The following is a 23,940-nucleotide window of genomic DNA, read 5'->3' as shown; positions in this document are numbered from 1 at the left end:
GGTCTGATTCTACGAGTCGCGACCGGCGCACTCCGACGCCGTGCCCCACATGGACGGCGCCTCATGGAGCCGTGAGCCGGCCGCGCACGCCTGAAGGCATGCCGCGCGCGTCTGACGGCAACCGGAGGACATCACCGTGAGGAGGCATGCCATGGCACGACACGCACTGATCCACCGGCATCATCACGATGCCGCCGCGAGCGAGACTGCGCACGATATGGGCGATCGGGTCGACGATCGGGTCGACGACCGCACGGCTGACGACTCGGCAGTCGAGCGGCGCGCGCACGTCGTCCCGGTCACGCCGCGCGACAGGTTCGGCGGCACCAACTGGGGCGCCTGCTTCTTCGGATGGCTGGTCGCGGTCGGCGTGACCGTTCTGCTCGCGGCCATCACCAGCGCCATCGCGACGGCCGTCGGGGCGAACCTCAACTGGTCGATGCGCGACGCTGAGAGCAACCCTGGGACCGTCGGGCTCGCCGCCGCCATCGCGATCGCGGTCATCATGTTCGTCGGCTACTACGCCGGCGGGTACGTCGCCGGACGGATGTCGCGCTTCGACGGCGCTCGCCAGGGACTCGGCGTCTGGCTGATCGGCCTGGTCACCCTCGCGATCGCCGTGGTCGCCTCGGCCGTGTTCGGCAGCCGGTACGACGTGCTACAGCGACTCGACCTGCCCTCGCTCGACATCAGCGGCAACCAGCTGACGTGGGGTGCGATCGTCACGGCCGTCGTCCTGCTGGCCGTCATGCTCCTCGGCGCGCTCCTGGGCAGCGCCGTCGGTCGTCGCTACCACCGCCGGATCGACGCCGTCATCGTCGAGCACTGAGTCGCCCAGCACCGACCATCGAGCACGATCACCGACTCCGGCGTGGGGCGCCCAGCGCGTCCCGCGCCGGACGGCTAGGTTGAGAGCGTGCCCGACTCCGCGGCGTCTCTGCCGATGTTCCCGCTCAATGCGGTGCTCTTCCCCGGGGTCAGCGTGCCCCTTCATGTCTTCGAGGACCGCTATCGGGCGCTGGTCCATCACCTGCTGCGCATCGACGACCCGGCCGACCGGGTCTTCGGCTCGGTGGCCATCCGTGAGGGCTACGAGGTGGGCGACCACGGCGCGCAGTCGCTCTACCGGGTCGGCGTACGACTCCAGCTCGCGGAGGTCGAGGCCAACGCCGACGGCAGCTTCGACATCGTCGCCATCGGTCGTGACCGCATCGTCCTCGACCGGCTCGAGACCACCGGACTCTTCCCTCGCGGGCAGGTGACCGAGCGGCCGGAGCCCACCGTCGACGTGCCCGACGAGCTGCTCGACCGCGCCCGCGCGACGTTCACCGCCTATCGTGCCGCCGTCTCCGAGCTGCGTCCCGACCCCTACTCCGGGACGCTGCCGCGCGACGCCGAATACCTCTCCTGGACGCTCGCGGCCTGTGCCCCGCTGCCACTCTCCGAGCGCCAGCAGCTCCTCGAGGCCTCGGATGCCGGCGAGCGCATCGCGCTCGTCAACGAGCTGCTGCGTGCTGAGCTTCGGGCGATGAACGTCGTCCCGTCGCTGCCCGCCACGGAGGTGGCCCGCACGCGCTGGTCGCCCAACTGATGGCGAAGAAGGCAGCCACGGGCTCGACACCGGCGACGGTCGCGCTGACCCGGGCCGGGGTCGACTTCACGCTCCACCCCTACGTGCACGACCCGCGTGCCGAGTCCTTCGGGCTCGAGGCGGCCGAGGCGCTCGGCGTCGTCCCCGAGCGGGTCTTCAAGACGCTCCTGGCCACCGTCGACGGGGCCCTGTCGGTCGGGGTGGTCCCGGTCTCGGGGCAGCTCGACCTGAAGGCCCTGGCGCGTGCGCTCGGTGGGGCCAAGGCGTCGATGGCCGAGGTGGCGGCCGCCGAGCGCGCCACGGGATACGTCGCCGGCGGGATCTCGCCGGTCGGCCAGAAGCGGTCACATCCCACGGTGGTCGACGAGAGTGCGCTGGCGTTCCCGACCGTCTATGTCTCGGCCGGGCGTCGGGGGCTCGACCTGGAGATCGCGCCGGGCGACCTGGTGGCCGCCACGGGCGCGATCACCGCCGCAATCAGTCGACGCTGAGCTTGACCAGCGCGTGGCTGTCGCCGCCCGCCGTCCACGAGCTCATGGCGAACGCCTTCAGCGGTGCGACGTTCGCTGTGACCTCCTCGTCCCCGCTCGCGAGCGCCTTGATGGTGCTGTCGAGCTCGTCGAAGTTCACGTAGAAGACACTGCCGGCCTTGTCCCCCTGGGGCACCACGGTCCCGTAGGCCCCCGACGATCCCAGGTCACCACCCTTGGCGACCTGGGCGGCATAGTCGCGGCTCGTGCCGACCACCACGGCGCCGTCACCCGCGACCGGCTCGAACACGCCGTCGGGTGCTCCCAGGGTCTTGCGCAGCTTGGTGACCACGCCCCTGATCGTGTCCTCGTCGCCGCGGACCTTGAGCGCAATCGGCAGGTCGGAGGGGCTGCCTCCGTTGACGAGTGACTCGACGTCGATGTTCGATCCGAGCGAGAACGCGACGGAGTCACCGAAGAGCTTCTCCAAGTCTCCCGGCAGCTGAAGACCGGTGGCCTGGGAGAACGGCGCGAAGAGCGTGCTCGGGTCGGCGCCGTCACCGCACGCACGCGCGAGGTTGTCACTCAGCTTGTCGGTCCAGCCGTCAGGCAGCGACAAGCCCAGGGCGACGGCCGTGTCCGCCGGAAGGGTCGAGACGACCGGTGCGCCCTTCGCCGGGCCGGTCGAGGAGGAGCCGCCGAACGCCTTGGTGTCACCGACCATCTCCAGCTCGAGGGCGTCGCCGCCGACGCGGAGCGTCGCCGCAGCGCCGGCGAAATCGGCCAGCTGCGCCTGAGCCCGCTGCCCAGAGCCTGACCCGCTGGTCAGGCCGGGGCAGGCGTCGAGCATCCCGAACGGATCGACGGACGAGGCGAGACCGCCTCCAGAGGTGCCCGCGCCCCCGCCGCTGGCCTTCCCGATCTCGCGTGCGAGCACCTGGCCGGCCGCCGGTGCGGCATAGGCGGTCATGATGCCGCTGTCGCCCGCCTTGTCCGTCCACTTCTTGAAGTCGGGGTCGTCCGCCAAGCTGCCCTTGTCGGCCTCGGCGACCACCTGCCGGGCCTGGTCGGTGGTCTCGGCGAAGACGATCCAGTCGCCGTCGAGCGCCCAGCCGATGTGGTCGCTGCCGGCAGCCTTCTGGCCGCAGCCCTCGAGCTTCGCCACGCCGTCCTTGACCTTGTCGGCGTCGTTGGCCTGGGCCACCACGACGGGGAACGGCTTGTCGGTGCCCACTGCGGCCACGGCTGCCCGCGAGCCCAGCCACGGTGCGACATCCTTGTCGAAGTCGAGCTTGCAGCCGCTGCCGCCGGCGATCTCGTCGAAGATCGTCTTGCGGATGTCGTCGTCGGCGTTCAAGCCGACCTTGTCCTTCAATGCCGGGAACTTGCGGGCGAGCTTGAGCGCCGCGATCTTCTGGGCGCCGCTCGGGTCGAGGTCGATGCTGACGTACCCGATCGTGGTGTCGGGCAGCGCCTCGGCCGGCTGCGAGCCCTGACTGAAGAACGAGCTCGCCGCCCAGGCGGCCGCACCGCCTCCGATGGCGAGCACGGCCAGCGCTCCGCCGCCGATCCACCATCCCTTGCGACTCTTGCCTGCGTCGTCGCCGACGACGAGCTGGTCAGGCACGACGTGGTCGTTGAAGTCCTCGGACACGGTGTTTCCCCCATGGAAGCGTTCGATCGGTCGACGGAGCCTATCGAGACGCGCCGACACTCATGTGTCGTTTTCCTGCAATCGTTGCCAGTGCATGGGGATCAGCAGGAAGAACGCACCCACCGCGGCCACCGCCAGCAGGGGCCATGTGACGAACGCCGCACGCCCGGGGCGGCTCAGCGTGCCGGAGATCCGAGTGCCGTCCGCGGCGTGTGCGGCAGCGGTCTGCGGGTCCGGCGGGGCGCCGTGCAGCCCGACGACCAGCATCAGCCATCCGGCGAGCAGCGAGCCGACCAGCACCGCCCCGAGGGTGAGGACCTCGGGGGCGCGAGAGAGCCACGCAGCCAGGAGGCCGAGCACCACCGCGGCCACGACCGCGATCACGACATACCACCCCGTGGCGGCGAAGGACGCCCTCTCACCGGAGTCGAAGGACGCGGGATACCACTGGTGCCCGACGACGACGCCACGAGGCACGTGGAGCAGCGACCGCCAGATGAGGCCGCACACCGCGCCCACGAGCGCGAAGCCGAGGAGGATCCCCGCGGTCCAGACGACGGCCGTCCGGCTGACTCGCTGCGCCGTCAGCCCGTCAGACATCCCGGCCCGAGAAGCTGCTTGAGGTCGGCGAAGAGCGCGGGCGTGGGGGTCACGCGGAGATTGTCGCCCAGCCGCATGACGCGCGTGGACTCGCGGGTCAGGAGCCGCAGCCGCACTTCCGTGACGCCGGGGTGCGTGCCGAGCACGTCCCGCAGCTGCGACACCACCGGCGGGGTGCATCGGGTCGACGGCAGGCTGATGACGACCGGACCGCTCGGGCCTTCGCTCAGATCGGGAACCGTCACCTCCTGACCGCGCAGCTGTGCCTGCTCCCGCTCCTTGTCGAGCACGCCCTTGACCCGGATGATGGCGTCCTCGATGAGGTACGGCGCGGCCAGCTGGTAGGCGCTGGGGAAGAGCAGCACCTCCACGGCACCGTCGAGATCCTCGAGGGTGACCGTCGCCCAGGGGTCGCCCTTCTTCGTGATCTTGCGCTGCACCGAGGTGACCAGGCCCGCGACGGTGACGACCGCTCCGTGCGGGCGCTCCCCGTCCAGGATCAGCTGGCCGACCGTCGCGTCGGTGCCGTTGGAGAGCACGTGCTCGAGCCCTAACAGCGGGTGGTCGGAGACGTAGAGGCCGAGCATCTCCCGCTCGTGGCCGAGCAGGGTCATCTTGTCCCACTCGTCGAGGTCCGGGATCGTGACCGAGACCCCGAACGAGCCGCCGTCGTCGTCCAGTCCACCGAAGAGCGAGTCCTGGCCGATGGCCTCGTTGCGCTTGATGTCGACGTACTGGTCCACCGCGGTCTCGTGGATCGCGACCAGAGCGCGGCGCCGGTGCGACATGTCGTCGAAGGCGCCGGCCTTGACGAGCGACTCGATGACCCGCTTGTTGCAGACCTGCGCGGGGACCTTGCCGAGGAAGTCGTTGAAGTCGGCGTAGCGCCCCTTCTCCTCGCGCGCGGTGACGATGCCGTCGACCACGTTGGCGCCCACGTTGCGCACCGCGGTCAGGCCGAAGCGGATGTCGTTGCCGACCGCAGTGAAGTCGTGGGAGGACTCGTTGACGTCGGGCGGCAGGACGGCGATCTTCATGCGGCGACACTCGTTGAGGTAGATCGCCATCTTGTCCTTGTCGTTCTTGACCGAGGTCAGGAGCGCGGCCATGTACTCCGTGGGGTAGTTGGCCTTGAGGTAGGCGGTCCAGTAGGTGACGACCCCGTAGGCCGCCGAGTGCGACTTGTTGAAGGCGTAGTCGGCGAACGGGACCAGGATGTCCCAGAGCGTCTTGACCGCGTCCTTGGGATAGCCGCGTTCGAGCATGCCGGCCTCGAAGCCGGCGTACTGCTTGTCGAGCTCCTCCTTCTTCTTCTTGCCCATCGCGCGGCGCATGTTGTCTGCGGCGCCCAGGGAGAAGCCGGCGAGCACCTGAGCGATCGCCATGACCTGCTCCTGGTAGACGATCAGGCCGTAGGTCTCACCCAGGACCGGCTCGAGCGCGTCGGAGAGGGCCGGGTGGATGTAGTCGATCGCCTGGCGACCGTTCTTGCGCAGCGCGTAGTTGGTGTGCGAGTCCGCGCCCATGGGGCCGGGGCGGTAGAGCGCCGAGACGGCGGTGATGTCGGCGAACTTGTCGGGCTGCATCAACCGCAGCAGGGAGCGCATGCCGCCGCCGTCGAGCTGGAAGACGCCGAGCGTGTCGCCGCGGCCCATCAGCTCATACGTCGGCCGGTCGTCGAAGGGCAGGTCCTCCAGGACGAGGTCGACGTCCTTGTTGGCCTTGATGTTGGCGACCGCGTCCTCGAGCGTGTGGAGGTTGGAGAGCCCGAGGAAGTCCATCTTGACGAGACCGAGCGCCTCGCACATGGGGTATTCGAACTGCGTGATGACCGCCCCGTCCTGCTTGGGGTCCATCAGCGGGACGATGTCGAGCAGCGGCTCGCTCGCCATGATCACGCCGGCAGCGTGCACGCCGGTCTGCCGGATCTGCCCCTCGAGCCCGGTCGCGACCTCGTAGATGCGGCGGACGTCCGGGTCCTGGTCGTAGAGGGCGCGGAACTCAGCCCCCTCGGCATAGCGCTTGCTCTCGGGGTCGAAGAGCTCCTTGAGCTTGACGCTCTTGCCCATCACGTCAGGCGGGAGCGCCTTGGTGATGCGGTCGCCGATCGCGAAGCCGTGGTCGAGGATGCGCGCCGCGTCCTTGATCGCGGCCTTGGCCTTGATCCGCCCGAAGGTGGCGATCTGCGCGACGCGCTCGGCTCCGTACTTCTCCGTGACGTAGGCGATCACCTCGCCGCGCCGGTGGTCGTCGAAGTCGATGTCGAAGTCGGGCATCGAGGGGCGCTCGGGGTTGAGGAAGCGCTCGAAGAAGAGCCCGTGCTCGAGCGGGCACAGGTCCGTGATCCTCAGCGCGTAGGCCGCGATGGAGCCCGCGCCCGAGCCACGGCCCGGGCCGACCCGGATGCCGTTGTCCTTCGACCACTGGATGAAGTCGGCGACCACGAGGAAGTAGCCGCAATAGCCCTTCTGCGTGATGACGTCGAGCTCGAACTCCGCGCGGTCCTTGATCTCCTCGGTGAGGCCGTCCGGGTAGCGCGTCTCGAGGCCCCGGAAGACCTCCTTGCGCAGCCACGACTCCTCGGTCTCACCCGCAGGGATGTCGGCACGCGCCATGTAGCCGCCCGTGGACTCGGTGAACTCGACCGAGCAGCGCTCGGCGATGAGCAGCGTGTTGTCGCAGGCCTCCATGAGGTCCTGCGAGCCCCACAGCTCGCGCATCTCGGCGGCCGACTTGATGTAGTAGCCGGAGCCCTCGAACGCGAACCGCTTGCCACCCTGCGCGTACGTCGGCTCCGAGAGCCGGCTGCCCGAGTTGACGCAGAGCAACGCCTCCTGCGCGGCGGCGTCCTCGGGGTTGTTGTAGTGGCTGTCGTTGGTGGCGAGCGGCGGGATCCCGAGCTGCTTGCCGAGTTGCAGCAGGTCGTCGCGGACACGCTTCTCGATGCTGATGCCGTGGTCCATCAGCTCGAGGAAGACGCTGTCGCGCCCGAAGAGGTCCTGCAGCTCGCCCGCCTCGCGGACCGCCTCGTCCCACTGCCCCAGCCGCAGCCGCGTCTGGATCGCGCCGCTCGGGCAGCCCGTGCTGACGATCAGGCCCTTGCTGTAGGTCTCGAGCAGCTCACGGTCCATCCGAGGCTTGTAGAAGTAGCCCTCCTGGCTGGCCCGGCTGGAGAGCCGGAAGAGGTTGTGCATGCCCTCGGTCGACTCGGCCCACATGGTCATGTGGGTGTAGGCGCCACCGCCGGAGACGTCGTCGCCCCCCTCCTCGGACTGATCGCCCTTGCCCCAGCGCACGCGCTTGCGCTCGCCACGTGGCGTGCCGGGGGTCAGGTAGGCCTCGACGCCGATGATCGGCTGAACCCCGTACTTCTTCGCCTTGGAGTAGAAGTCGTAGGCGCCGTGCATGTTGCCGTGGTCGGTCATCGCGATCGCCGGCATCTCGAGCTCCGAGGCCCGCTGGAACAGCCCGTCCAGAAGCGACGCGCCGTCGAGCATCGAGTACTCGGTGTGGACGTGCAGGTGGACGAAGGAGTCCTGCGAGGTCACGGTGGTAGGCCCTCCTCAGGGGTCGCGCGGGCGCAGTGATTCAGGGTGACGACGGCTCACACCGACGGGCCTGGGGGAAGGGCTTCAGCCTAATGGCTGTCCCCTCGGCCAGTGGCACTTGGGCCGTGTCGCTCGGAAGGCATTCCATCATCGAGCGCCGACAGTCCTGGCACGTACGCTCGTCATCGTGCCGGAACCGTCGCTCGACCACCCGCTCATCCTGGACGGCGGCCTCTCGAACGCCCTCGAGGATCGCGGACACGCCCTGGTCGCGCCGCTCTGGACGGCGCGTCTGCTGCGCGACGACCCCGACGAGATCGCTGCGGTGCACCGCTCCTACTTCGCCGCCGGCGCCCAGGTGGCGACGACGGCGAGCTACCAGGCGACCCTGCCTGGACTCGTCGGCGCCGGGCTCTCGCCGCGCGAGGCCGCCGGGCTCATCAGGCTGAGCGTCAGGCTGGCCCGCGACGTGGTCGACGATCTCGTCAGCGAGGCCGGCGAGAAGGTGCCGCGCTACGTCGCCGCGTCGGTCGGACCGTACGGCGCCTACCTGGCGGACGGCTCGGAGTACCGCGGCCGCTACGGCCTCGACAAGGCCGCGCTCCGTGACTTCCACGCACCCCGACTCGAGCTGCTGGCCTCCGAGGGCCCGGACGTGCTCGCGGTCGAGACGATCCCCGACATCGATGAGGCGGAGGTCCTGGTCGGCCTGATCGACGAGCTGGGCCTGCCGGCATGGGTCAGCCTGACGGTCGCCGACGGCCGCACGCGAGCCGGACAACCGCTGGACGAGGCGTTCGGGGTCGCAGCCTCCAGTCCGCATGTCATCGCGGTCGGCGTCAACTGCTGCGACCCGGCCGAGGCACTGCCCGCCGTGCGGGAGGCCGCGCTGACCGGTCGTCCCGTCGTCTGCTATCCCAACAGCGGCGAAGGGTGGCAGGCGGCGACGACCCGCGGCACCACCGGGCACTGGACCGGTGACTCGCGCTTCGACGTCTCAGCGGCCACGACGTGGGTCAGCGCGGGCGCACGGCTCGTCGGCGGCTGCTGCCGTGTCGGGCCGGACCACATCAGCGCGCTCGCAGTCGTCCTCTGAGCAACGTCATACGCTCGGGTGCCTCGGGCAGCCAGGGCGCATGACGTCGGAGCGGACGTCATACGCTCGGGTCGTCCAGGCAGCCGGGACGCATGACGTCCGGGGCCGGTCACCGACCCGGCCAGTCCATCCGGATGTCGGGAGCCCCCTCCTCGTTGGCGGAGCCGTCGGTGCGCTCGGTCTCGACGAACCGGTGCCGACGGTAGAGCTCGCGCGCAGGGGCGTTGGACTCGAAGACCCACAGCCCCAGACCACCGGGACGCAGCGCCTGCGCGAGCTGCAGCAGCGCCGTCCCCACTCCTTGTCGTTGCGCCCTCGGATGGATGTAGAGGCCGTCGAGCCACGTGCTGGTGAGCACCAGGAACCCGAGCAGCGATCCGCCGGACTCCGCGACCCATGCCTCGTGCTCGCCGTCGGCCAGCAGTCCGCTGAAGTGAGCGACGTCCTCCTCGGCGGTGTGGACCGCCGGCGGCATCACCGGGACCGCCGCTGCGCGGGCCGCCGTGTAGAGCGCGGCGATGCCCGGCCCGTCGTCGGCCGCAGCCGGGCGCAGGTGCAGGTCAGTGGGCGTAGCGGATGACATCGAGCGCGTGCTGCAGGTCATCGGGGTAGTCGGACTCGAACTCGACGTACTCCCCCGTCGCCGGGTGCTCGAAGCCGAGCCGCATCGCCTGCAGCCATTGCCGCTCGAGTCCGACGCGCTTGGCGAGCACAGGATCGGCGCCGTAGGTCAGGTCGCCGACGCAGGGGTGCTTGAGCGCGCTCATGTGGACGCGGATCTGGTGGGTCCGGCCGGTCTCCAGGTGGATCTCGAGCAGGCTCGCGAAGCGGTGGGCCTCGAGGGTCTCGTAGTGGGTGACGCTGTGCCGGCCGTCGGCCATCACGGCCATCTTGTAGTCGTGCTTGGGATGACGGCCGATCGGCGCATCCACGGTCCCCTCGAGCGGGTCCGGGTGCCCTTGGACGAGCGCGTGGTAGACCTTCGTGGGGGTGCGGTTGCGGAAGGCGTTCTTGAGCACGGAGTAGGCCCGCTCCGACTTGGCGATCACCATGAGCCCGGACGTGCCGACGTCGAGACGTTGCACGATGCCCTCGCGCTCCTTGGCGCCACTGGTCGAGATCCGGAAGCCGGCCGCCTTGAGGTGCCCGACGACCGTCGGCCCGCTCCAACCGGGGCTCGGGTGGACGGCGACGCCGACGGGCTTGTCGATCACGACGATCGACTCGTCGTCGTGGACGATCTTGATGCCCTCGACGATCTCCGGGACCACCTCGAGCGGGTCGGCCATCGACGGGATGCTCACCTCGAGAAGCGCGCCGGGAAGCACCCGGTCGCTCTTGCTCACCTGCTCGCCGTCCACCTGGACGTGGCCGTCGGCGGCCAGCTCGGCCGCCCGCGTCCGGGAGAGACCGAACAGACGCGCGATCGCGGTGTCGACGCGCTCTCCCGCGAGGCCCTCGGGGACGGTCAGGACGCGGTGGTCTCCGGTCACTGCCGTCCCTCGCGGCGGCCGTCGAGCCGGATGCCACGGTAGGCCTGGAGGACGATGAGGGCAGCGGCGAGCGTGATGCAGACGTCGGCCACGTTGAAGACCGGCCAGTGCGGCAGCATGAGGAAGTCGACGACGTGCCCGCGCAGCGGCCCGGGCGAGCGCACGAGCCGGTCGGTGAGGTTGCCGGTGATGCCCGCCAGGAGGAGACCGAGGGCGACCGACCACACCACGGTGCGGGCTCGCATCGCGACGACCACCACGACCACCGTGGCGACGGCCGCCAGACACGACAGGGCCACGGTGAACTGGGTGCCGGTGCTGAACGCGGCGCCGGCGTTGCGCGTCAGGTGCAGCTGCAGCAGGCTGCCGACCACCCGGACGTCGGCCGCGTCGGCGAGCCGGTGCGCCGCGAGCGCCTTCGTCACCTGGTCGATCACCAGACCTGCGAGCCAGGCCAGGGCCACGATGGCGTGATAGCGCACCGGAGGGGCCGGTGCGGTCTCGGGGGCTGCTACGTCGCTCAGCGACGCTCCTCGCGCTGCTTGCATGTCATGCAGAGTGTGGCACGGGGGAACGCCATCAGCCGCATCTTGCCGATGGGCTCCCCGCAGGACTCGCAGATGCCGTAGGTGCCCTCACTGATGGCCAGCAGGGCGCGCTCGATCTGCGCGAGCTTGTCGCGCTCGGAGTTGAGCACCGTGAGCTCGTGGTCGCGCTCGAAGCTCGTGGCGCCCATGTCGGCCTGATCCTGGCCGGCCCCGTCGCCCGAGTCCTTCATGAGGCCGGACAGCTCCGCCTCCTGCACGGTGAGGACCTTCAGGGAGTGCTCGCGCTGCTCGCGCAGCTCATCGAGGACCTCGTCCAGCTCGGCCTGGGTCCAGGCCTCCTCGCCCTCGCGGACCGCGAGGGCTGAGGCCGCCGCCTCCGTGGCCGCCGTCGCTGGTGCTGCCTTCTTCGTCGCCACGCTCGTCCCCTTCTGGGCAGTCGTCTTGTTGGCCGCCGACGTCTTCGCCGCGGGGTCCGTCGCCGTGCTGGTCGCGGCAGAAGTCTGCCCGGTGCCGTTGCCGGAGGACGACGAGGGGGTCGGGTTCGTCGCGGATGCCTTCGGAATGGTCGTGTGGCTCATCGTGGTGTGCCTCCTTCGCAGCGGTGTCGGGGACGGGCCACCTGAAGGCGAGCCGCACCACAGCGTGCGGGGAGAGTAGCCCCTGGCCGAGGGCCCTTCAAATGACCACGCTGGGTGGTTGCCGATGTCCGCCCAAGACGACAGGCCCCGCGAACACCGCGGGGCCTGTCGTCGTCGGCGGACATCTGCCTCCGCCCAGCGTCACCTCGGAGGGCTCAGCCCTCCTCCTCGCCCAGGATCGAGCGCAGCCGCTTGGGGGCGGCGGGCGTCTCGTCGGCGCCACCACCCTCGCCGCCCATCGTGTTGAGGGCCTCGAGCTGCTGGGTGAAGTAGTTCTTCAAGCGCGACCGGTACTCACGCTCGAAGGAGTGCAGCTTCTCGACCTCGGCGGTGAGCTTGTCCTTCTCGCGCTCGAGGTCTCCGAACAGCTGCTGACGACGCTCGGCGGTCTCGGAGTCGAGCATCTGCGCGCGTGTCCGAGCGTCGGACTCCATCCGGTCGGCCTTCGCCTTGGCCTCCGCCTCCAGGCGCTCGGCCTTCGTGCGGGCCTCCCCGACGATCTTGTCGGCGTCGTTCTTCGCACCGTCGACGAGCTCGTCGGCATTGCGGGTCGCGATCTCCAGCAGGCGGGCGGCGGCATTGGAGGCCTGCGGCACGGTCTCCACACGGATGGTCTCGACGCCGACCGCGGCCACGGGCGCCGCAGCGGGAGCAGGGGTGGGTGCAGCGACCGGAGCAGGTGGTGGGGTCGGCTCGGGCTCCTTGACCGGCTCGGGCGCCGCAGGAGCGACGGACTCACCGGCGCCTTGCGCGGCGGCGAGCTTCGTGCGGAGCTCTTCGTTCTCCTTGGTCAGGCGCGCCAGCTCCGCCTCGACCTCGTCGAGGAACTGGTCCACCTCGCCCATGTCGTACCCCTCGCGGAGCCGGACGGGAGTGAATCGCTTGTTGCTCACGTCCTCTGGCGTCAGTGGCATGACCTCACCCTTATCGTTGCTCGGTTGTTCGGAAGTCCGTGTGGTGCGGGTTTGCAGCGGTGTTGCCCCGGCTGGCCCGGGTTGCTCTGGGGAACTCTAGCGCCTACCTCACCGGGTCGCGTTCGCCGCTTGATGCATGTGCGGCTAGGCCGCGAGCGGCGACAGCACGCGGAGGAGGACATAGGCGCCCAGCAGCACGATCAGGAAGCTCAGGTCGAGCGCGATCGAGCCGATCCGCAGCGGCGGGATCAACCGACGCAGGGCCTTGATCGGCGGGTCGGTGATGCTGTAGACGATCTCGAGGGCGACCAGCAGCACTCCGTGGGGCTGCCAGGAGCGCGCGAAGATCTGCACCCAGTCAACGACGAACCGCACCCACAGCAGGCCGATGAACGTCCACAGCAGGACGACCACGACCTGCCAGAAGATCTGCATGATGGAGAACTGTAGAGAACGGACCTAGGACTGGTTGAAGAAGCCACCCTGGGCGATGCGGGCCTTGGCCTCCGCGGCGACCGAGACGTTGTGCGGCGAGAGCAGGAACACCTTGCTCGTGACACGCTCGATGTCGCCGTGGGTGGCGAAGATCAGCCCGGCGGCGAAGTCGACCAGACGCTTGGCGTCGGAGTCCTCCATCTCGGAGAGGTTCATGATGACCGGCGTGCCGTCACGGTAGTGCTCGCCCACGGCACGTGCGTCGTTGTAGGTCGTCGGCTGGAGCGTGACGATCCGGGACAGCTCCGCCACATCCGGCACGGCCTGGGGACGTCGGCGCTCGGCCAGGTCGGCGACCGTGGCTGCGGGAGCCGCGTCTCGCGGCGTGACGTCGCGTGGCGATGCGTCTCGGGGGGCACGCGTGGTCACGACCGGCGACTCACGGGTGTAGTCGGCGTCGTCGTAGGCGTCGTACTCGCCGGTGTGGTCGTCGTATCGGCCCGTGTCCTCGAGCAGGCCGAGGTACTCACCGATCCTGCGCATCGCGCCGCTCATGACACTTGCCTTCCTTTCGGACTCCGGTGAGTCACCGTCGTCTCCGATCGTCTCGAACACTAAAGGAGCACCGGCCTCGAACCGAGGACCGCTGAGCCGACACGCACATGTGTCGCACCGGCTGCGACGGCCTGCTCGAGGTCGCCGCTCATCCCCGCCGACAGCAGCGTCGCCTCGGGGTGGTCTGTGAGGAAGCCGGCACGGATCCGCGCCAGCCGGTCGAACGCCGCTGCCGGGTCCTCACCCAACGGAGCGACGGCCATCAGGCCGCGCAGAGCCAGGCCGTCGACCTGCGCCGCGGCCTCCGCGAGGCGGGCCAGGTCGTCGGGAGCCACACCGGCGCGAGCGCCGTGCTCGGGCGGGTCGAGGCTGACCTGCAGGAGCACGTCGACAGCGCGTCCGCGCTGCGACGCACCACGGGCAAGCGGGCCGAGCAGCTTCATCCGGTCGACCGACTCCACGACATCGGCGTACGCCGCCACCGCGGCCGCCTTGTTGCTCTGCAGGCCGCCGATGAAGTGCCAGCGCAGCACGAGGTCGGCGCACTCGCCGACCTTCGCCTCGGCCTCCTGGTGGCGGTTCTCGCCGACGTCGGTCACGCCGAGACCCGCCAGCAGCCGGACGTCGGAGGCCGGGAAGAACTTCGTGACGACGACCAGTCCGACTTCGTCGGCGGCGCGTCCCGCAGCCCCGGCAGCAGCCGCGATCCGCTCCCGGACCCTGGCCAGGTTGACGGCCAGCTCCTCGGCGCGCGTCGTGCCCTTCATGCCTCCGACCTCCGCAATCGGATGACGCCGGCCTGACGACCGGCCGCGGCGCCGTCGCGCCGGAAGGAGTAGAGGTCGGCACGCTCGCGGGTGCACGCACCGAGGTCCTCCACGGCCACGTCGGCCCGCTCGAGCTGCGCGCGGACTCCGGCCGCGACATCGAGCGCCGGCGTGCCCCAGCGGGTGGTCGACGCACTGGCCGGCTCGACCGCGGCCACCTCGTCGCGCAGCGCCTCCGGCACCTCGTAGCAGCTGCCGCAGATCGACGGTCCGATCCAGGCGGCGATGTGCGTCGCGCCCAGGTCGCGCATCGCCTGCACCGTTGCCGGCACGACGCCGAGCGCCATCCCCTGGCGACCCGCATGGGCCGCGCCGATCACCCCGGCCTCGGCGTCAGCCAGGAGCACGGGGACGCAGTCGGCGGCGCGGACCATGAGCACCACGTCGTAGGCCGTCGTGACGATGCCGTCCGCGTGCGGGCGCTCTCCGGGCGAGGCCACCACGACCTCGCGGCCGTGGACCTGGTAGAGGTCGGCGAGCCGGGCCCGGGGGGCGAAGTCATCCAGCAGGAGTCGGTGGTTCTCCGCCTTCGCCTTCGCGTCGTCGTCACCGGCGACCGAGAGGTTGAGCTCGTCGAACGGCGCACCACTGACCCCGCCGAGCCTGTCCGTGAAGGCCAGGTCGACGGGGTCGCGAGCGCTGCGAAAGAGGTACACCTGAGTCGGGCAGTCCTACTTCAGGAAGTCCGGGACGTCGAGGTCGTCGTCGCCGAACGTGCTCGGGTCCGGGGTAGAGGGGCGAGCGACCGGCGGAGGCGTGGTCGGACGGCTGGCCGGCGCTGGGGCCGGCGCCTCCGACCGTGCCGCGACCGCCGCGGCCACCGCAGACCGGGTCTCCTCCTGGGACTGCTGAGCCTGCGGGCTGCGCCGCATGAGGTTGCTCTCGTCGCGGCGCTTGGGAGCGCCACCGTCGAACCCTGCGGCGATGACCGTCACCCGCACCTCGTCACCGAGGGCGTCGTCGATGGTCGCGCCGAAGATGATGTTCGCCTCCGGGTGGACCGCCTCGGCGACGAGTGCCGCCGCCTCGTTGATCTCGAAGAGGCCGAGGTCGGAGCCGCCGGCGATGGAGAGCAGCACGCCGTGCGCGCCGTCGATGCTCGCCTCGAGGAGGGGGCTCGAGACCGCGGTCTGCGCGGCCTGCACGGTCCGATCGTCACCGCGGGCGGATCCGATGCCCATGATGGCCGAGCCCGCGTTGGACATGACCGACTTGACGTCGGCGAAGTCGAGGTTGATGAGGCCGGGGGTGGTGATGAGGTCGGTGATGCCGGCGACACCTTGGAGCAGCACCTGGTCGGCCTGGCGGAAGGCGTCCATCACACTCACGCTGCGATCCGAGATGGAGAGGAGGCGGTCGTTCGGGATGACGATGAGGGTGTCGACCTCTTCGCGCAGCGCGGAGATCCCGTCCTCGGCCGACTTGGCCCGCCGCTTGCCCTCGAAGGCGAAGGGCCGGGTGACGACACCGATGGTGAGCGCACCGAGGCTGCGGGCCATCTTGGCGACGACCGGCGCGCCGCCGGTGCCGGTGCCGCCGCCCTCGCCCGCGGTCACGAAGACCATGTCGGCGCCCTTGAGCACCTCCTCGATCTCCTCGGCGTGGTCCTCGGCGGCCTGTTTGCCGACGTCGGGGTTGGCGCCCGCGCCGAGACCGCGGGTCAGCTCGCGACCGATGTCGAGCTTGACGTCCGCGTCGCTCATCAGCAACGCCTGGGCGTCTGTGTTGATCGCGATGAACTCGACCCCCTTGAGGCCGACCTCGATCATGCGGTTGACGGCGTTGACACCGCCTCCACCGATGCCGACGACCTTGATGATCGCCAGGTAGTTCTGTGCAGCTCCCACGGTGCTCGCCCCTCGTGTGTCTTCCGCTTGTCTGGAGTGGTCTGTCTGGAGATGTCTGTCCGCGTGTCGGTCAACTCTGACCCTCAGGCTGAGGGTTATAGTTATGTCAACCTCGTCGTGGTGAAGACACTAGGCAGCGAGACGCTCCGATCGCCGACGACACGCGGGCACACCGCCGACCAGACGCAGATGTTCCGGCTCCGCGGGGTGGGCGGACGCAGATGACCGCGCTGCCGTCGTCGAGCGGACGCAGATGACCGCGCTGCCGTCGTCGAGCGGACGCAGATGACCGTGATGCGCAGAGACGGGGCTGTTTGCGCGGACACCTCGGATCGCACCCCCGCGTCGACCGGCATCCCGCAGATGACTGAAGAGGCGCTGCCAGTTCGTGAAGAGCTTCACAAGGTGGCAGCGTCTCTTCAATGCCAGCGGGCTGTGCGCGCCGTGCCGAGCGGCGGTCCGAGAACGTGCGCCCCGAGAACGTGCGCAGAGTGTCCGCTGCGCGATTTGCCGGAGCATCTGCGTCCGCTTGGCGCCACACCCCCGGACATCTGCGTCCGCTCGGCGCCACACCCCCGGACATCTGCGTCCGCTCGGCGGGGTCAGCCGGACGTGGTGGGCTGGCCGGGGACCGAGACGTCGTAGGACTTCGCCCGGTGCTGCAGCAGCGCTTGGAGGACCTCGGCCTTCTGAGCCGACTCGGCGGCACTCCCCCAGACGACCCTGCGCCCGTCGTTGAGGACCAGGGCGATCTCGTCGACCGTGCGCACCTCGACGTGGTCCACGATCGTGGTCAGGCTCGCCGGGAGTGCAGCGACGACCTTCGCGGCCTCCCGCAGCGCCTCGGCGCTCGTGCCGAGGGGGGTGACCACCTTCGGGAGGTCCTGGGGCGCGGACCTGTAGTCGTGGAAGACGACCCCCGACTTGTCCAGGCCGCGGAGCTGGCCGCCCAGATCGATGACGGCGATCGGCGTGCGCTCGGTGATGTCGATGAGCACCTCGTCGGGCCACTTGCGCGAGACCTCGACGTGCTCGACGGCGGCGATCGCCGCGATCCGGGCACGGACGGAGGCAAGGTCGACGGAGACGAGGGGCTTGCCGAGCTCGACGCCCGAGGCTCGTCGGATCTGGCCCGGCCGGAGCGTCGAGGTGCCCTCGACCTCGACGGCGTGCACCGACAGCAGCGTGGAGAACCACAGCGCCCAGACCACGCCACCTGCCAGGGCGAGGACCAGCACGATGGCGAGCAGCGGACGCCAGGCGAGCCAGCGTCGCCGCCACTGGCGGCGGGCGAAGCGACGGCGCGTGCGCCGCACCGTCCGGTCGTCGGCCGACACCGGCGGACTGGCCTCGGTCTCGGAGGGCTCGCCCTCGAGGGACCTAGGCACGCAGCAGCTCCAGGACCTTCGGGCCCACCTCGGTGATGCTGCCCGCCCCGAGGGTGACGATGAGATCGCCGGGCCGCGCGCGCCGGACGAGCTCGGCCGCAGCCGCGTCGAGGTCGGCGGCCGTGGTGACGTGCTCGGGCGGCAACGGGACGTGCTGCGCCACGAGCGCGGCGGTCACCTCGGGGTCGGGGTCCTCCCGGGCGAGGTAGACCTCGAGCACGACCACCTCGTCGGCGGCGCCGAGGGCACGACCCATGTCCGGACCGAAGATGCGCGTGCGGGAGACGAGGTGCGGCTGGAACGCCACGACGACACGACGTCCGGCGGCCACCGCTCGGGCCGCCTCGAGATCGCCGGCGATCTCCGCGGGATGGTGGGCGTAGGAGTCGTAGACCTCCACGCCGCCCGCGTCGCCCTTGCGCTCCATCCGGCGACGCGTCCCACCGAAGCCTTCGACCCCGCGCTTGAGCGCCTCGAAGTCGTGACCGAGCCGCAAGCCGAGCGTGATCGCCGCGAGAGCATCGAGCACATAGTGACGACCGGGGATCCGCAAGGTCACGCGACCCAGCTCGCGCCCACGGTCGACGACGGTGAAGCCTGAAGTGGTGCCCTCGAGCACGACGTCCACAGCACGCACGTCGGCCAGGTCCGTGGTGCCGACGCCCACGAACGAGCGACCCAGGCTCGACGCGACGGCGCGCAGTGCCGCCGCGCCCGGGTCGTCGACGCAGGCTACGAGGAGCCCCGCGGGGTCGATCCGCTCGACGAACTCGTTGAACGCCTCGCGGTAGGCGGCCTCGCTCCCCCAGGCGTCCAGATGGTCGGCCTCGACGTTGGTGACGATCGCCGCGAAGGGCCGGTAGACCAGGAACGCACCGTCGCTCTCGTCCGCCTCGGCGATGAACAGCTCCCCCGAGCCGAGCTCGGCGTTGGTGCCGGACTGGGACAGGTCGCCCCCGATGGCGTACGTCGGCTCCGCTCCCGCCTCTCGCAGGGCCGCCGTCAGCAACGAGGTCGTGGTGGTCTTGCCGTGCGTGCCGGCGACGGCGAGGACCTTGCGCCCCGCCATGACCGAGGCGAGCCCGGCGGAGCGTGGGAGGAGCCGGAGGCCGAGTCGCTGCGCCTCGACGACCTCCGGGTTGTCCTCCCGCACCGCCGTGGAGACCACGACGGTGTCCGCACCGTGCACCTGCTCGGCGGCGTGCCCGACGAACACGGTCGCGCCCCGGTCGCGCAGCTTCTCCAAGGTCGCCGAGGCGACCCCGTCGCTGCCGGAGACGGTGATGCCACGGGCCAGCATGATCCGCGCGATCGCCGAGAGCCCGGCCCCGCCGATCCCGACGAAGTGGACCCGCCCCAGCCGCTCGGCCGGCAGGATCACCTCGGGCACGGGGACTCTCACGGGGCCGCCACCTCGAGCACGATGCGGGCCAGCCTCTCGTCGGCGTCGCGCGGCACGAGAGCCGCCGCGCGGCTGCCCATCTGGGTGAGCCGAGCCGGGTCGTTGATCAGCGAGGGCACGGTCGAGACCAGCCACTGGGCGGTGAACGCGGCGTCCGAGACGAGCAGCGCTCCCCCGGCGTCGACCACAGGACGCGCGTTGCGCTCCTGCTCGCCGTTGCCGTGCGGAAGCGGGACGAAGACGGCGGGGACGCCGACCGCCGCCGCCTCGACCACCGACGAGGCCCCGGCGCGGCACACCATGAGGTCCGCGGCGGCCAGCGCGTAGTCCATCCGGTCGACGTAGCCCCGCGGCACGTAGCCGGGAGCGGCCGGCGGCAGCTCGTTCTTGGGCCCGACCACGTGGAGGATCTGGACGCCCGCGGCGGACAGGTCCGCAGCGGCGGCCGACACGGCGTCGTTGAGGCTGCGCGCGCCCTGCGAGCCCCCGGTCACGACGAGGGTGGGGCGCTCGTCGAGGCCGAAGAACGCCTTCGCCTCGGCACGCACAGCGGCCCGGTCGAGGGTGGAGATCATCCGCCGGATCGGGAGGCCGACGTACTCCGCATGCGGAAGCGGCGTGTCGGGGAAGCTGACCCCAACCCGTCGGGCGAGGCGGGCGCCCGCCTTGTTGGCGAGGCCCGGCAGTGCGTTCTGCTCGTGGACGACGAACGGCACCTTGCGGCGCCGGGCCGCTATGTAGGCGGGCATGGAGACGTAGCCGCCATAGCCGACCAGCACGTCCGGACGGACCTGGTCGAGCACGGCGTACGTCGCCTTGACCGCCCTCCGCAGGCGCGCGGGGACGCGGAAGAGGTCCGGGTTGAGCGAGCGGGGCAGCGGCACCGGTGGGATGAGCTCGAGGGGGTAGCCCGCCTCGGGGACCACCCGGGTCTCCAGGCCCCGGGGCGTGCCCAGACAGGTCACCTCGATCGCGGGGTCGAGCCGGCGCAGTGCGTCGGCCGTGGCGAGCAGGGGCGAGGTGTGGCCGGCAGTGCCGCCACCGGCGAGGAGAACACGCATGGCGACGAGAGCCTACCGAGAGGCCGAGAGGCCGGCCGAGCGTGCCTTGCGGCGAGCCGCGAGCGCCCGGGCGGCCTCCGGCTCGCGTCGGGCGAAGCCGATGACCAGCCCCAGGGCCGCCAGGGTCGGCAGCAGCGCCGAGCCGCCGTAGGAGACGACCGGCAGCGGGATCCCGATGACGGGGAGGAGTGCCAGGACCATGCCGACGTTGATGACCATCTGGCCGATCAGCCAGACGACGATGCCGAAGGTGACGTAGCGGACGAACGCCTCGTTGGTCCGGACCGCGACCCGCAGGGCGGCGTAGGCGAGGGTGAGGAAGAGGCCGACGACCAGCAGCGTGCCGACCAGCCCGAGCTCCTCGCCGAGCACCGCGAAGATGAAGTCGGTGTGCGCCTCGGGCAGGTTGCCCCACTTCTGCTGGGAGGCACCGATCCCCTCGCCGAAGATGCCGCCGCTCGACAGGGCGTAGAGCCCGTGTCCGGCCTGCCAGCCGGCGCCCTGGAAGTCGTTGAACGGGTTGAAGGCGTTGGTGAGGCGCGAGACCCGCTCCTTGTCGACGGTCGCCAGTCCGAAGGCGGCCACCGAGACGATCGTCAGCGCGAGGCCGAACATCTTGGCCGGGGCGCCCGCCACCCACAGCATGCCGAGCATGATGGCGAAGAAGACGAGCCCGGTGCCGAGGTCGTGGCCCAGGATGACCATGCCGGTGGCCAGCAGCATGCCCGGCACCACGGGGACCAGCAGCTGCTGGAGGCTCCCGAGCCGACGCTCCTTGTTGGCGTAGACGTTCGCCGCCCACAGGATGAGAGCCAGCTTCGCGATCTCCGACGGCTGCAGCTGCACCGGGCCGAGGGAGAGCCAGTTCTTGTTGCCGGCCACGGAGACGCCCATCTTCGCGACCAGCAGCAGGAGCACCAAGGAGATGACGTACGCCGGCCAGGTGAAGCGACGGATCCAGCGGGTCGGCATCCAGGTGGCGACCCAGGCGACCGGAAGTCCGAGCAGCACCCACAGCGCCTGCCGCTTCACGATGGCGTAGGAGTCGCCGTACTGCTCGTAGGAGAAGACGCTCGACGCGCTCAGCACCATGATGAGGCCGATCGTGAGCAGGAGCGCGGAGGCACCCACGAGCAGGTAGTAGGACGTGAGCGGGCGGTCGAGTGCCTCCCGGAGGGCGGCGAGCCAGGGGTTGTCGCGGAGCGCTCCGCGAGCCCGCCGCAGGGCGGGGACGACGGAGGCGTCCTCAGGGTCGGCCGTCGTCATCGGTTGGTCCCCCGCCTGTCAGTCTCCGGTGTGCTCCCTCACCGCGTCGGCGAAGGCATCGCCTCGCGCGGCATAGTCACGGAACTGGTCCATGGAGGCGCAGCCGGGTGCCAACAGCACGGTGTCTCCGGGCTGGGCGAGGCCGGCGGCGGCGGCCACGACCTGTCTCATGACGTCCACACCAGTCTCACTGGTCCCAGCCGTCACCACGGGGACATCGGGGGCGTGTCGCGCCAGAGCCTGTGCGATCACGTCGCGGTCGCGTCCGGTGAGGACCACGGCGCGCAGCCGCTGTCGCACCGTGTGCACCAGGTCGTCGAACGTCGCGCCCTTCGCCAGACCGCCCGCCACCCAGACGACGGGGTCGTAGGCGAGCAGGCTGGACTGGGCGGCATGGGGGTTGGTCGCCTTGGAGTCGTCGACCCACGTCACGCCGTCCTTCACGGCGACTGCGGTGATCCGGTGGCCTCCGGGGCGGAAGGAGCGGAGCCCGTCGCGAACCGCCGCCTGGCTGACGCCGTGCGCGCGGGCGAGGGCCGCCGCGGCGAGCGCGTTGGCGACGAAGTGGGGTGCGGGGCTGGCCAGGTCACTGATCTGGCAGAGCTCGGCGGCGCTGGTCGCCCGCTCGGCGATGAAGGCGCGATCGACCAGGATGCCGTCGACGAGGCCGAGCATGCCGACAGCGGGCATGCCGAGCGTGAAGCCGATCGCCCGGGCGCCCTCGACGACGTCCGCCTCCTCGACGAGGCGCCGGGTGGTCTCGTCGGCCACGTTGTAGACGCAGGCCTTGGACACGCGCTCGTAGATGCGCCCCTTGTCGGCGGCGTAGCCGGACATGCCGCCCAGGTCGTCGTACCAGTCGAGATGGTCCTCGGCGACGTTGAGCACCGCGGCGGACTCCGCCGCCATCGAGTCGGTGTAGTGCAGCTGGAAGCTGGAGAGCTCGACGGCGAAGACGTCGTGCGGCGTCGGGTCCATGACCGCCTCGACGATCGGCAGGCCGACGTTGCCGACCGCCGCGCTGCGCAGACCGGCCGTCCTCAGGATCGTGTCGAGCATCTCGGTCGTGGTCGTCTTGCCGTTGGTGCCCGTCACCGCCAGCCACGGCGCCGGGTGGTCGGGGTCGCGCAGCCGCCAGGCGAGCTCGACCTCGCCCCAGATGGGGACTCCTCGGGCGCGAGCCTGGGCGAGCAGCGGCGCCGACGGCCGCCAGCCGGGGCTCGCGACGAGCAGGTCGACGTCCTCGGGAAGGGTCGTGGTCGCTCCCTCCCCCAGACGCAGGGTCGCTCCCAGGACCTCGAGGAGCTCGGCCTTCTCCGCCCTCTCGCCGTCAGCGATCCTCTCGTCGAGCGCCGTGACACTGGCGCCGAGGTGCAGGAGGTTGTCGGCCGCGGCGAAGCCCGAGACGCCCAAGCCTGCGACCACCGCGCGCACGCCCTCCCAGGAGTCGTGCCGGCCCAGTCTGGTCGGGTCGGGCGTGGTCGGATCGGGCGTGGTCGGATCGGGCGTGGTCTGATCGGCCATCAGTTGCCGGTCACCCACTCGGCGTAGAAGATCCCGACGCCGGCGGCGACGCAGAGCCCGGTGATGACCCAGAAGCGGATCACGACGGTCACCTGCTCCCAGCCGAGCATCTCGAAGTGATGGTGGATCGGCGCCATCTTGAAGATCCGCCTGCCCCGGGTGACCTTGAAGAACCCGACCTGCAGCATGACCGAGAGCGTCTCGACGACGAACAGGCCGCCGAGGACCACGACCAGCAGCTCGGTGCGGGACAGGATGGCGATCCCGGCGAGTGCGGCACCCAGCGCGAGCGAGCCGGTGTCGCCCATGAAGATCTGTGCGGGGGAGGCGTTCCACCACAGGAACCCGATGCAGGCGCCGGCGATCGAGGCAGCCACGACGGCCAGGTCGAGCGGGTCGCGCACGTCGTAGCACTTGCTGTTGAGGGTGACGCCGCAGGTCTGGTTCGCCTGCCAGATCCCCACGACGACGTACGCCGAGAAGACCAGTGCGCTCGCACCGGTGGCGAGGCCGTCGAGCCCGTCGGTCAGGTTGACGGCGTTGCTGAACCCGGTGACGAAGAACCAGATGAGCACCAGCACCACCACGGTGGGCAACGCCCACCCCCAGTCGCGCAGGAACGAGAGATGGTTCGAGGCGGGGTCGCGCCCTGACTCGTCGGCCAGCCGGTCCCAGAGCGCCAGGATTCCGAAGACGACCGCGATGACGGTCTGCCCGATCATCTTGGCCCGGCTGCGCAGGCCCAGGTTGCGCTGCCGGGAGATCTTGATGAAGTCGTCGAGGAAGCCCACCAGGCCCGTGCCGACGAAGAGGAAGAGGAGGAGGAGGGCCGACTTCGACGGCGCGTCGCCGGTGGCCAGCTTGGCGGCGAAGTAGCCGACCACGGCGGCCACGATGATCGCCACGCCGCCCATCGTGGGCGTCCCACGCTTGGTGTGGTGGGTGGTCGGGCCGTCCTCGCGGATCTCCTGGCCGTAGCCCAGCCGCGTGAACTGCCTGATCGCGATCCGGGTGCCGAGCAGCGAGATGAGCAGCGCCAGACCGCCGCTCAACAGGATCGCTCTCATGACTCCCTCACCACGC

General features: G+C 70.6%; 23 protein-coding genes. 4 read left to right on the top strand and 19 right to left on the bottom strand.

All coding sequences use genetic code 11. The features are described 5' to 3' along the window. Window positions 1–151 precede the first annotated feature (151 nt). The 3 genes from ACYQ1K_RS06285 (at window position 152) to ybaK (ending at window position 2,082) form a co-directional block, all read left to right on the top strand. A complete protein-coding gene (locus ACYQ1K_RS06285; protein WP_459981972.1) occupies window positions 152–829 on the top strand; it encodes a hypothetical protein in 678 nt (225 codons plus the stop codon). A gap of 87 nt (window positions 830–916) precedes the next feature. After that, window positions 917–1,591 (top strand): LON peptidase substrate-binding domain-containing protein, encoded by a 675-nt coding sequence (locus tag ACYQ1K_RS06280; RefSeq protein WP_459981971.1) that lies wholly within the window; start codon window positions 917–919, stop codon window positions 1,589–1,591. After that, window positions 1,591–2,082, top strand: a complete 492-nt coding sequence (gene ybaK, locus ACYQ1K_RS06275; protein WP_459981970.1) for a Cys-tRNA(Pro) deacylase — start codon at window positions 1,591–1,593, stop codon at window positions 2,080–2,082. The genes ACYQ1K_RS06280 and ybaK overlap by 1 nt, the downstream gene beginning before the upstream one ends. Here the strand turns inward: ybaK and ACYQ1K_RS06270 are convergent. The 3 genes from ACYQ1K_RS06270 to dnaE are packed head-to-tail and all read right to left on the bottom strand — an operon-like array spanning window position 2,069 to window position 7,863. After that, window positions 2,069–3,715, bottom strand: a complete 1,647-nt coding sequence (locus ACYQ1K_RS06270; protein ID WP_459981969.1) for a DUF3352 domain-containing protein — start codon at window positions 3,713–3,715, stop codon at window positions 2,069–2,071. The two genes, ybaK and ACYQ1K_RS06270, sit on opposite strands and share 14 nt — an antisense overlap. Window positions 3,716–3,775: 60 nt before the next feature. Next, window positions 3,776–4,315, bottom strand: a complete 540-nt coding sequence (locus ACYQ1K_RS06265) for a hypothetical protein (protein ID WP_459981968.1) — start codon at window positions 4,313–4,315, stop codon at window positions 3,776–3,778. Then, window positions 4,300–7,863 carry a DNA polymerase III subunit alpha gene (gene dnaE, locus ACYQ1K_RS06260; protein ID WP_459981967.1) on the bottom strand — a complete coding sequence of 1,188 codons (3,564 nt, stop codon included), beginning with the start codon at window positions 7,861–7,863 and terminating at the stop codon, window positions 4,300–4,302. The genes ACYQ1K_RS06265 and dnaE overlap by 16 nt, the downstream gene beginning before the upstream one ends. 187 nt (window positions 7,864–8,050) lie before the next feature. On the opposite strand from dnaE, the gene mmuM reads away from it, so the two are divergent. Beyond that, entirely contained in the window at window positions 8,051–8,959 is a 909-nt protein-coding gene (gene mmuM, locus ACYQ1K_RS06255; protein WP_459981966.1) for a homocysteine S-methyltransferase, read from the top strand. Window positions 8,960–9,068: 109 nt separating this feature from the next. Here the strand turns inward: mmuM and ACYQ1K_RS06250 are convergent, their stop codons facing one another. The 16 genes from ACYQ1K_RS06250 to mraY all read right to left on the bottom strand — a co-directional run bounded on the left by ACYQ1K_RS06250 (window position 9,069) and on the right by mraY (window position 23,924). Further along, window positions 9,069–9,542 carry a GNAT family N-acetyltransferase gene (locus ACYQ1K_RS06250; protein ID WP_459981965.1) on the bottom strand — a complete coding sequence of 158 codons (474 nt, stop codon included), beginning with the start codon at window positions 9,540–9,542 and terminating at the stop codon, window positions 9,069–9,071. After that, a complete protein-coding gene (locus ACYQ1K_RS06245) occupies window positions 9,520–10,452 on the bottom strand; it encodes an RluA family pseudouridine synthase (RefSeq protein WP_459981964.1) in 933 nt (310 codons plus the stop codon). The genes ACYQ1K_RS06250 and ACYQ1K_RS06245 overlap by 23 nt, the downstream gene beginning before the upstream one ends. Then, a complete protein-coding gene (gene lspA, locus ACYQ1K_RS06240) occupies window positions 10,449–11,000 on the bottom strand; it encodes a signal peptidase II (protein ID WP_459981963.1) in 552 nt (183 codons plus the stop codon). Before lspA ends, ACYQ1K_RS06245 begins: the two co-directional genes overlap by 4 nt. Further along, complete coding sequence (locus ACYQ1K_RS06235; protein ID WP_459981962.1) at window positions 10,973–11,578, bottom strand: TraR/DksA family transcriptional regulator; 606 nt, start codon at window positions 11,576–11,578, stop codon at window positions 10,973–10,975. Before ACYQ1K_RS06235 ends, lspA begins: the two co-directional genes overlap by 28 nt. Window positions 11,579–11,793: 215 nt before the next feature. After that, window positions 11,794–12,552, bottom strand: coding sequence for a DivIVA domain-containing protein (locus ACYQ1K_RS06230; RefSeq protein ID WP_459981961.1), 759 nt, complete (start codon window positions 12,550–12,552; stop codon window positions 11,794–11,796). A gap of 144 nt (window positions 12,553–12,696) precedes the next feature. After that, complete coding sequence (locus tag ACYQ1K_RS06225; RefSeq protein ID WP_459981960.1) at window positions 12,697–12,987, bottom strand: YggT family protein; 291 nt, start codon at window positions 12,985–12,987, stop codon at window positions 12,697–12,699. 24 nt (window positions 12,988–13,011) lie between these two features. Further along, window positions 13,012–13,542: a cell division protein SepF gene (locus ACYQ1K_RS06220; protein WP_459981959.1), complete on the bottom strand. Its 531-nt coding sequence runs from the start codon at window positions 13,540–13,542 to the stop codon at window positions 13,012–13,014. 59 nt (window positions 13,543–13,601) lie between these two features. Beyond that, entirely contained in the window at window positions 13,602–14,309 is a 708-nt protein-coding gene (locus tag ACYQ1K_RS06215) for a YggS family pyridoxal phosphate-dependent enzyme (protein ID WP_459981958.1), read from the bottom strand. After that, complete coding sequence (gene pgeF, locus ACYQ1K_RS06210) at window positions 14,306–15,025, bottom strand: peptidoglycan editing factor PgeF (protein WP_459981957.1); 720 nt, start codon at window positions 15,023–15,025, stop codon at window positions 14,306–14,308. Before pgeF ends, ACYQ1K_RS06215 begins: the two co-directional genes overlap by 4 nt. Window positions 15,026–15,040: 15 nt before the next feature. Next, window positions 15,041–16,216: a cell division protein FtsZ gene (ftsZ, locus tag ACYQ1K_RS06205; RefSeq protein ID WP_459981955.1), complete on the bottom strand. Its 1,176-nt coding sequence runs from the start codon at window positions 16,214–16,216 to the stop codon at window positions 15,041–15,043. A gap of 602 nt (window positions 16,217–16,818) precedes the next feature. Next, the gene (locus ACYQ1K_RS06200) at window positions 16,819–17,604 is read right to left on the bottom strand and encodes a cell division protein FtsQ/DivIB (protein ID WP_459981953.1); all 786 of its coding nucleotides are present in this window, start codon (window positions 17,602–17,604) and stop codon (window positions 16,819–16,821) included. Continuing rightward, window positions 17,597–19,006, bottom strand: a complete 1,410-nt coding sequence (gene murC / locus ACYQ1K_RS06195) for a UDP-N-acetylmuramate--L-alanine ligase (RefSeq protein WP_459981952.1) — start codon at window positions 19,004–19,006, stop codon at window positions 17,597–17,599. The genes ACYQ1K_RS06200 and murC overlap by 8 nt, the downstream gene beginning before the upstream one ends. Then, window positions 19,003–20,067, bottom strand: a complete 1,065-nt coding sequence (gene murG / locus ACYQ1K_RS06190; RefSeq protein WP_459981950.1) for an undecaprenyldiphospho-muramoylpentapeptide beta-N-acetylglucosaminyltransferase — start codon at window positions 20,065–20,067, stop codon at window positions 19,003–19,005. Before murG ends, murC begins: the two co-directional genes overlap by 4 nt. Before the next feature lie 12 nt (window positions 20,068–20,079). Beyond that, complete coding sequence (gene ftsW, locus ACYQ1K_RS06185; RefSeq protein WP_459981948.1) at window positions 20,080–21,333, bottom strand: putative lipid II flippase FtsW; 1,254 nt, start codon at window positions 21,331–21,333, stop codon at window positions 20,080–20,082. A gap of 18 nt (window positions 21,334–21,351) precedes the next feature. Continuing rightward, window positions 21,352–22,857, bottom strand: a complete 1,506-nt coding sequence (gene murD, locus ACYQ1K_RS06180) for a UDP-N-acetylmuramoyl-L-alanine--D-glutamate ligase (protein WP_459981947.1) — start codon at window positions 22,855–22,857, stop codon at window positions 21,352–21,354. Continuing rightward, entirely contained in the window at window positions 22,857–23,924 is a 1,068-nt protein-coding gene (mraY, locus tag ACYQ1K_RS06175) for a phospho-N-acetylmuramoyl-pentapeptide-transferase (RefSeq protein ID WP_459981946.1), read from the bottom strand. The genes murD and mraY overlap by 1 nt, the downstream gene beginning before the upstream one ends. Between the last annotated feature and the right edge of the window lie 16 nt (window positions 23,925–23,940).

This window comes from Nocardioides sp. AN3 (genome assembly GCF_054653495.1).
This window is presented reverse-complemented; position numbering and strand designations above follow the sequence as displayed.